Annotated in this window: 8 protein-coding genes and 1 tRNA gene; 7 read left to right on the top strand and 2 right to left on the bottom strand. The window is 61.0% G+C overall.

The window, feature by feature from the left end; genetic code table 11:
- Positions 1-119: 119 nt before the first annotated feature.
- A complete protein-coding gene (locus HMPREF3104_RS00105) occupies positions 120-845 on the top strand; it encodes an ABC transporter ATP-binding protein (RefSeq protein ID WP_052206250.1) in 726 nt (241 codons plus the stop codon).
- Positions 845-3,415 carry an ABC transporter permease gene (locus HMPREF3104_RS00100; RefSeq protein ID WP_070492975.1) on the top strand — a complete coding sequence of 857 codons (2,571 nt, stop codon included), beginning with the start codon at positions 845-847 and terminating at the stop codon, positions 3,413-3,415. The genes HMPREF3104_RS00105 and HMPREF3104_RS00100 overlap by 1 nt, the downstream gene beginning before the upstream one ends.
- Positions 3,416-3,443: 28 nt before the next feature.
- Here the strand turns inward: HMPREF3104_RS00100 and HMPREF3104_RS00095 are convergent, their stop codons facing one another.
- Positions 3,444-3,827, bottom strand: a complete 384-nt coding sequence (locus HMPREF3104_RS00095) for a FluC/FEX family fluoride channel (protein ID WP_070492973.1) — start codon at positions 3,825-3,827, stop codon at positions 3,444-3,446.
- Positions 3,820-4,161, bottom strand: coding sequence for a fluoride efflux transporter family protein (locus HMPREF3104_RS00090; protein WP_070492981.1), 342 nt, complete (start codon positions 4,159-4,161; stop codon positions 3,820-3,822). The genes HMPREF3104_RS00095 and HMPREF3104_RS00090 overlap by 8 nt, the downstream gene beginning before the upstream one ends.
- Before the next feature lie 103 nt (positions 4,162-4,264).
- On the opposite strand from HMPREF3104_RS00090, the gene pgm reads away from it, so the two are divergent.
- From pgm to HMPREF3104_RS00065, 5 genes are all read left to right on the top strand, one after another.
- Positions 4,265-5,923 (top strand): phosphoglucomutase (alpha-D-glucose-1,6-bisphosphate-dependent), encoded by a 1,659-nt coding sequence (pgm, locus tag HMPREF3104_RS00085; RefSeq protein ID WP_070492970.1) that lies wholly within the window; start codon positions 4,265-4,267, stop codon positions 5,921-5,923.
- A 69-nt stretch (positions 5,924-5,992) separates the two neighbouring features.
- Complete coding sequence (locus tag HMPREF3104_RS11860; RefSeq protein WP_083278812.1) at positions 5,993-6,382, top strand: hypothetical protein; 390 nt, start codon at positions 5,993-5,995, stop codon at positions 6,380-6,382.
- 141 nt (positions 6,383-6,523) lie between these two features.
- Positions 6,524-6,985, top strand: coding sequence for a MauE/DoxX family redox-associated membrane protein (locus HMPREF3104_RS00075; protein ID WP_070492968.1), 462 nt, complete (start codon positions 6,524-6,526; stop codon positions 6,983-6,985).
- Positions 6,986-7,029: 44 nt separating this feature from the next.
- On the top strand, positions 7,030-7,770 hold the full coding sequence (locus tag HMPREF3104_RS00070; RefSeq protein WP_070492964.1) for a DsbA family protein: 741 nt from the start codon (positions 7,030-7,032) through the stop codon (positions 7,768-7,770).
- 137 nt (positions 7,771-7,907) lie between these two features.
- A tRNA-Ala gene (locus HMPREF3104_RS00065) sits at positions 7,908-7,980 on the top strand.
- Positions 7,981-8,105: the final 125 nt, after the last annotated feature.

The raw sequence follows: 8,105 nt of genomic DNA, 5'->3' as shown, positions 1-8,105 counted from the left end.
ACACACACGGCCGGAAACAACGTATCGACTAGCAGCAGCCCTGCTTTGTGGTTCGGGGCCTGGACGATGGAATGCGCAACGGTTTTTGCCCGCACAAGCAGCACGGTAGCGTTGCAGGCATGGAAGCTGCTGCACGCGCTGTTGACCTGGTGAAGACATACGGCCAGGGGGACACAACTATTGCTGCCCTGGATCATGTCAATGTTGAGTTTGAGCGCGGGGCGTTTACGGCGATTATGGGGCCGTCGGGCTCCGGCAAATCCACGCTCATGCACACCATGGCTGGGCTGGATGCGTTTACTTCGGGGGAGGTGTGGATTGGGGGGACGGCGTTGGCGTCGCTAAGCGACAAGCAAATTACCGAGCTCAGGCGAGACCGTTTGGGCTTTATCTTCCAGTCATTCAACCTTGTGCCAACGCTCACTGCCGCGGAGAACATCACGCTGCCAACGGATATTGCCGGCAGGAAGGTTGATAAGGCTTGGTTTGATGAAATTACGCAGCGTCTGGGCCTGACAAACAGGCTGAGTCACCGCCCGAGTGAGCTCTCCGGCGGCCAGCAGCAGCGCGTGGCATGTGCACGTGCCCTGGTGAGTAAGCCGGAGATCATCTTTGGTGATGAGCCGACCGGCAACCTGGACTCTAACTCGGGTAAAGAGGTGCTGAGCATTCTGAGGCACGCGGTGGATCATGATGGCCAGACGGTGGTTATTGTCACGCATGACGCGAAAGCGGCGTCTTATGCGGACCGTGTGGTGTTTCTGCGTGATGGCCAGATTGTTCAAGAGCTGCAGGATCCAACGATGGATGGGATTTTGCAGATCATGGCTGGGATTGAGGGCTGATGGCGGGTTCGCGTTCGGCGTTGGCGAAGGTGTCGCTGCGCAACATTGGCGCGCATAAGCTTCGGCTTGCGTTAACAGTCCTGGCGGTGGTGCTGGGTACGGCGTTCATCGCAGGTTCCATGATGTTTACCAACATGTTGGAGCGTACTTTTGACTCGGCGGTCAACACCGCCTACGAGGGCTCCGACGTTGTGGTCGAGCCTGCTGAGGGCAAGGGTGCGATTCCCGCGGAGGAGGCGGATGCGATCCGAAATACTGCCGGAGTCGCGCGTACCAATGCCGCGGATACGACGGTGGTGGTTGCCGCTCGCGATGATGAGGAGGCCATCCAGACCCGCCAGGGCATGGCGCTGGTCGGGGTGCATTACGGTCCCGACCAGGCAGTGGGAGAGGGCTTTTCGCTTATCGACGGCCACGTGCCCAACCCCCACGCCACCCCCGCCGAAGCCGTGCTTAACGCCAACGGTGCGCAGCACTACGGTGTCGCGGTGGGTGAAGAGATCATCGTGGTGGACAACAACGGGCGCAACACGGTGCGTGTGGTTGGGCTGTATGAGGATGGTAGGACGCAGGGGACGTCGTTACGCTTCCTGATCCCTGAAGCTGACTACCTGGACTTGTATGTCACCGAGGGGTACGTGCCCACGCTGAAGCTGGCCGCAGATGAGTCGGTAGACGCCGAGGCGCTTCGTGACACGATTGCGCAAGCACACCCGGATCTTGAAGTGAGCACCGGTGAGGCGGCGGCTGAGAAGGCGAGCGAGCAGGTGCGCGAGGCACTGTCGTTTGTCTCCTACTTCCTGATTGCGTTTGGGCTTGTGGGGCTGCTGGTTGGCACGTTTTTGATTGCCAATACGTTCTCCATGATTGTGGCGCAGCGAACGAAGGAGTTTGCGCTGTTGAGGGCGCTTGGGGCGTCGAAAAGCCAGGTGACCCGCTCTGTTGCTGTGGAGGCGCTGTTGGTTGGCCTGCTTGGCTCGGCACTTGGCGTGGCGGCCGGCGCGGGCCTGGTGGCGGCGATCCGTTTCGGCATGGAGCGCTACGGCATGGCGCTGCCAGCAGGAGGGATTGGTCTGTCCACGCAGGCGGTGGCGGTGCCGATTGTGGTGGGCGTGATTGTCACCATGATTTCCGCGTGGGCGCCGGCGGTGCAGGCGGGTCGTGTGGAGCCGGTCGCCGCGATGCGCGCCAGCGAATCCGCCGCACCCCAGCCGCTGACCACGCGCACGGTGTGGGGCACACTCATGATTGTTGCAGGTATTGCGGCGGGCGTTGTCGCGCTGATGCTTGCCGACGCCACAACCGCCAACCGCGCCAAACTCGTCAGTGTCGCAGCCGTGGCAGTCATCGCGGGCGTGTTTTTGGCCGGCCCGGCGATGAGCTTGCCGATTGTGCCGCCGCTGGGGCGTGTGATTGGGGCGCCGTTTGGTACGGCAGGGAAGTTGGCGTCTACAAACACTCGCCGCAATCCGCGGCGTACGTCTGCAACGGCGTTTGCTCTGATGCTGGGCATTGCGCTGGTGACCATGATCGGTATGTTGGGCGCATCCATGAAGCAGTCGGTGGATACCGTTGCGGAAAACGAGGTCAGCGCCGACTACGTGCTGGCCGGCCCGATGCTTGGCGCGTTCCCCATCCCGAATGACCTGATGGAGCGTATCCCGGAGGTTGAAGGTGTGGGTGCCGTTGCCGCCTACACCGAGGTGCCGCTGACACTGGACGGCAAATACGCCAACCAGGTTGGCCAATTCGGCACGACCTCCGTGCTCTACGGGGACCCAGGGGATTTGACCAGCATGAACGTGGTTGCTGGTTCTTCCAAGTTGGAGGGCAATACCGTGATCGCGCCGCTGGAGTGGGCGCAAGAGCGCGGCTGGGAAGTCGGCGACACGGTGACCGTGGCAGCACCGGGAATTTCCACCAACGTGGTGGAGGCGACCGTGGGCGGCATCTTTGATGAGTCCTCGATCTTCCTTGCCGCGGTTGCCAGCGCGGATCTTGCGCAACAGGTAGCGCCCGGCAGCGGCAGCATCATGATGATGGGCGTGAAAGGCGAAGGCAGCGTAAGAACCGAGCAGCTCCGCGCCAACCTTGAGGCCGAGGTCAAGCACGACATTGTGGTCCAAGTGCAGTCCAAGGACGACCTCTCCGGCGAAGTGCTGGACCTGATTGATCAGATGCTGTTCATCCTGTACGCCCTGCTGTCTTTGGCAGTGGTGATTGCGGTGCTGGGCATTGTGAATACGTTGACGCTGTCGGTGATTGAGCGCAGACAAGAAATTGGGATGCTGCGTGCCGTGGGCACGCACCGCCGCCAGGTGCGCACCATGATCATCCTGGAATCGGTGCAGATGGCGTTCTTCGGTGCAGTCCTTGGTGTGGGTCTGGGCTTGGGGCTCGGGTGGACGTTCCTGACCGTGCTTGCAGATCAAGGCCTTGAGCACATCGTTGTCCCGTGGGACCTGGTGTGGACCATGCTGGTCGGCAGCATTGTTGTGGGTATTTTGGCGGCACTGTGGCCAGCGACGCGTGCAGCGAAGACGCCGCCGCTTGACGCTATTGCTGACTAGTTCTGACTAGACGCTGGTTGGGCGCTGGTTAAGCGCCGAAGCCGCGGCGGCCCCACATCATGCCCATGCCAAAGGCGACGATGCCCACGGCCGCGGTGGCTGCAGCGTACTTGGCAAACTCGCGCCACTGGCGCTGCTTATATAACGTGCCCAGCTCCTTAGCCAGCGTGGACCAGGTGGACATTGCTCCGGCAAAGCCTGCGCCCAGCCCAATCTGCCAGGCTACGGGCAGCGCCATGGAAAAGCCCAGCACGGTGCAGGCAGCGATGTTGGCGGTAAAGGTACCGGCGCGCGGGTGCGGGATGTGCGACAACGCCCAGCGGGCGATACCGCCGAAGAACGCGCCGACGGCGACGGTGGCCAGGGTGAGAAGTAACGAAAATAGCGCTGGACTGATCAGGTTGCTAAGCATGACGCCCCCTCAGAGCATCTCCGGCCAGCCAGGAGGCAATGCACGCGGTGAACGTGATCAGCATGTAGATCAACGCGCCGAGCATGGTGAACTCCAGCGCGGTGGCTGCCACGATGGAGTAGCTGGTGAACCCGCCCAAAAAGCCTGTGCCCCAGAACGGGCCTGGCTTGAAATAGCCCATGGCCGCACAGCCGAGCATGTTGACCACAAGCATGGCAATGATCGCGCTTGTATCGCCGCTGCCTGCGTAGAGGGTCACCATATGGCGTAGGCTCGCACCGAGTGCTGCGCCAAGGCCCACAAGAAGCCCAGTGGAAAGTTGATCGGTCTGCATAACCGGCAATGCTAGTTCCCGAGCCAGGATCTCTGGCAGAAACTCCGCTAACGCGTCAAGATGGAAGTTGCACACCCTTGATGCATGAGAAGGAGTACACACTATGGCCCATGAACGCGCCGGTCAGATCGCACTGCCCGAAGACCTGATTGATATTGCAGAGCTGGTCACCGCTTACTACACGCGTGAGATTGACCCGCAGGATGTGGGCCAGCAGGTGGCGTTTGGTACCTCCGGTCACCGTGGCTCCAGCCTGGACAATGCGTTTAATGAGGCGCATATTTTGGCCACCACGCAGGCGATTGTGGATTACCGCAGGCAGGAAAACATCGGCGGACCTGTCTACATTGGCCGGGATACGCACGCGCTGTCGGAGCCGGCGATGGTGTCCGCACTTGAGGTGCTCATTGCCAATGCGGTGCCGGTGTTTGTGGACGCTGCGGGGCGCTACACCCCAACCCCTGCCGTCTCGCACGCGATTCTGTCGCACAATGCTGGGCTTGCCGGCGGGGTGACGGGGACGGACCCGAAGCGTGCCGACGGCATTGTGATCACCCCGTCCCACAACCCGCCGCGCGATGGCGGTTTCAAATACAACCCGCCAAGCGGTGGACCGGCTGGCACGGATGCGACTGACTGGATCGCCGCGCGCGCCAACGAGTACCTCGGCCGCGGTTTGGAGGGCGTGAAGCGCGTCCCGGTCAGCGGCGTGTTGGATGAACGCGCGCAGCGTTTTGACTTCATGGGTAACTACGTCGCGGACCTAGACAACGTGGTGGATATGGCCGCGATCCGGGAATCCGGCCTGCACATCGGCGCGGACCCGATGGGTGGCGCCAGCGTGGACTACTGGGGCGCTATCGCAGAAGCTTACGGGCTTAACCTTGAGGTAGTGAACCCGAACGTGGACGCCACCTGGCGGTTTATGACTTTGGATACGGATGGCCAGATCCGCATGGACTGCTCCAGCCCGAACTCCATGGCGTCCTTGGTTCACAACCGCGAAAAGTTCGATATTGCTACGGGCAATGACGCGGATGCGGACCGCCACGGCATTGTCACCCCGGACGCGGGCCTGATGAACCCGAACCACTACCTGGCTGTGGCCATTGAGTATCTGTTTAGCCACCGCGCCGGCTGGGCGCAGGACACGGCGGTGGGTAAGACGCTGGTGTCGTCCTCCATGATCGACCGGGTTGTGGCATCGCTTGGCCGCACCCTGGTTGAGGTACCGGTTGGGTTTAAGTGGTTTGTGCCTGGTCTTATCGACGGCAGCGTCGGCTTCGGCGGCGAAGAATCCGCAGGTGCCTCCTTCCTTCGTAAGAACGGCACCGTGTGGTCCACCGACAAGGACGGCATCATCCTGGACTTGTTGGCATCTGAAATCACTGCGGTGACCGGCAAGACCCCGTCGGTGCGCTACCGCGAGCTGGAAGCCCAGTTCGGGGCGCCGGCCTACGCGCGTATCGACGCCCCTGCCAACCGCGAACAAAAGGCCACCCTCAAAGCCCTGTCACCCGAGCAGGTTCCGGCAACGGAGCTGGCAGGCGAGCCGATTACGGCGAAGCTGACCAACGCGCCGGGCAACAACGCCGCCATCGGCGGCCTGAAGGTGACCACCGAAAACGCATGGTTTGCGGCACGCCCCTCCGGCACTGAGGACAAGTACAAGATCTACGCCGAATCCTTCCACGGGCAGGAGCACTTGAAGCGGGTGCAGGACGAGGCGCAAGCGCTGGTCAGCGAGATTTTAGGCCACTAACCCGTCCCCGGCTGTCACAACCATCGACGGCCTGCCGGAGGACACCGCCATACGCGGTCACTAGAAGCGATGAACATGAACTACGAGTTCCACGATTTCGAGACGCTCGTCGAGATTACGGGCGAGGGGCAGGTCCGCCTCATCCTCTCCGATGACCTCGATGCGGCTTACGCTCCTCTGGCACCGGAGGTGATGGCGCGCATCGCTGACGCTCTCGAGGAAGCCCCGGAGTGGTTGGCGATGGCACGGGAGCGGATCCGGGAGGAATTTCCGGGTGGTGAGGAACCTGAGCTGACCAGCGTGTGCGTGCTGTCCGAACCCCCGGAACCCTCGCGCTTCGGGGTGTCCTTCTGGCTGGCGGAGGATCGCGAGCACGGTCGGGGCCTGCAATTCGCCGCCACCGGGACTGGAGGTTACACCGTAGTGAAGTACGGGGACGCCGAGGTGGCCTTCTACTGACCCCGCACTCCCTGCGTGTCGACGCCGCGCGGTGCCTTCTCCATGAGCACCCCGGGTATCTGCCACAGCATGCTGAGCGACGGGTGCAGGACGAGGCGGTTGCAATTGTTTCGGAGGTGTTGGGGAAGTAGGGTTTTGGGGGTGAGCGTAGGCGTCGATAAGCAAAAAGCCCTTGATGTTCTGGCAGCACTGGCCAGGTTTGGCTTGGCGGCGATGTGGATCGCTGCCGGGGTAACCAAGATTGGGGACCACATGCAGGTAACCCAATCCATCGAGGCCTACGAGATCTTCACCCCCTACTGGTCCAACCTGCTGGCCTATGCCATTGGGCCGCTTGAGCTTGCCGGGGGCCTGTTCCTGCTGCTGGGCATCAAGATCCGTGCGGCCGGCTGGGTTTCCATGGCGGTGCTAGTCATGTTTGTGATTGGCCTGTGGACTGTGCATGCGCGCGGCATGGTGATTGATTGCGGCTGTTTTACGCCCGGCGAGCGCCGGCCGCAGCCCGAGGACGTTCTGTGGGCCATCGCACGAGACATTGGATTCATGATTGCAACGTCGCTTATGATCTACCGCCCATTTAAGAAGTTGGCGATTTACCCGTAGAATTTGCGGCGACCAGATTTTTGACTCATGAGGAGAACTGAACCGTGACCACGCGGAAAGTGCAGAACCCCAACAGCAAAGGCGGCTCTGCCTTCATCTGGGCCGTAGTAGCCGTCATTGCAATTGCGGCGCTGGTATTTGGCCTGATCATTTTCAACGGCAACAAGGCGCGCGAAGAAATGCGCGAAGCACAGATGGCCGATATGACCGGCATCACCGTCGAGTGGGCCGATGGTGAAGATGTAATTCACCTTAAGGGTGCAAACTCCGACGCGCCGACTGGCCAGCTGTATGAAGACTTCTCCTGTGGATTCTGTGCTGAGCTGCACAAGGAAACCGATGCGGAAATGCTGCAGGCGCTTCGCGACGGCTCCATCAACGTCGAACTTCGCCCAATGGTGTTCCTGGACCGCGGCGCAGTGAGCCATTCCACCAACTCGCTTGCGGCAGTACTCGCACTGATCAGCCACGGTGAGCTGGATACCGCCTTTACCCTGCGGGATTACCTGTTCTTGAACCAGGCGCAGATGATCAGCAAGTCCAACCCGGACAAGCTGGCTGACCTGGCGAAGGACTACGGTGCTTCCGAGGAAGCAGTGGCTGACATTCGTGAAAGCACGTTTGTTGAAGCCGCACAGAAGATGGGCATGGACAACCTGAATGTGCAGCGGACTGACACTGGTGAGGATCCCTATACGCCACGCGTCAGGTTTGAGGGCCAGGACGTCGACGGCGTTTCCGACGACGGCAAGACCTGGGTTGAGGTCCTGACCGAGTCCAAGTAACCGGCACAGATGTCGTATTTAACGGCGTTCTGAGTAGCGATTTTGTTGCTGTTTGGGACGCTGCTATATTAATCGGAGTTGTTCCGCTGGTTCTTGGGCGTAAGCGCTGGGAAGCGGCAGGACAATTCCGTTAGAACGGGGCTATGGCGCAGTTGGTAGCGCACCACACTGGCAGTGTGGGGGTCACGGGTTCGAATCCCGTTAGCTCCACAAGATGAAACCGTCTCACCTGGTTGGGTGGGGCGGTTTTTGTTTGTTTTGTGGGTTTTGTGCTTGGTAGGCTTAAGGGGGGAAAACAATATGGGTTAAGCGACAAAATGTGTGCTTTTCTCGGC

It is taken from the genome of Corynebacterium sp. HMSC30G07 (assembly GCF_001806945.1).
GTDB lineage: Bacteria > Actinomycetota > Actinomycetes > Mycobacteriales > Mycobacteriaceae > Corynebacterium > Corynebacterium riegelii.
This window is presented reverse-complemented; position numbering and strand designations above follow the sequence as displayed.

Coding starts and splice junctions, on each gene's coding strand:
- HMPREF3104_RS00105 (WP_052206250.1), top strand. CDS start 120: ATGGAAGCTGCTGCACGCGCTGTTGACCTGGTGAAGACATACGGCCAG.
- HMPREF3104_RS00100 (WP_070492975.1), top strand. CDS start 845: ATGGCGGGTTCGCGTTCGGCGTTGGCGAAGGTGTCGCTGCGCAACATT.
- HMPREF3104_RS00095 (WP_070492973.1), bottom strand. CDS start 3,827: ATGCTTAGCAACCTGATCAGTCCAGCGCTATTTTCGTTACTTCTCACC.
- HMPREF3104_RS00090 (WP_070492981.1), bottom strand. CDS start 4,161: ATGCAGACCGATCAACTTTCCACTGGGCTTCTTGTGGGCCTTGGCGCA.
- pgm (WP_070492970.1), top strand. CDS start 4,265: ATGGCCCATGAACGCGCCGGTCAGATCGCACTGCCCGAAGACCTGATT.
- HMPREF3104_RS11860 (WP_083278812.1), top strand. CDS start 5,993: ATGAACATGAACTACGAGTTCCACGATTTCGAGACGCTCGTCGAGATT.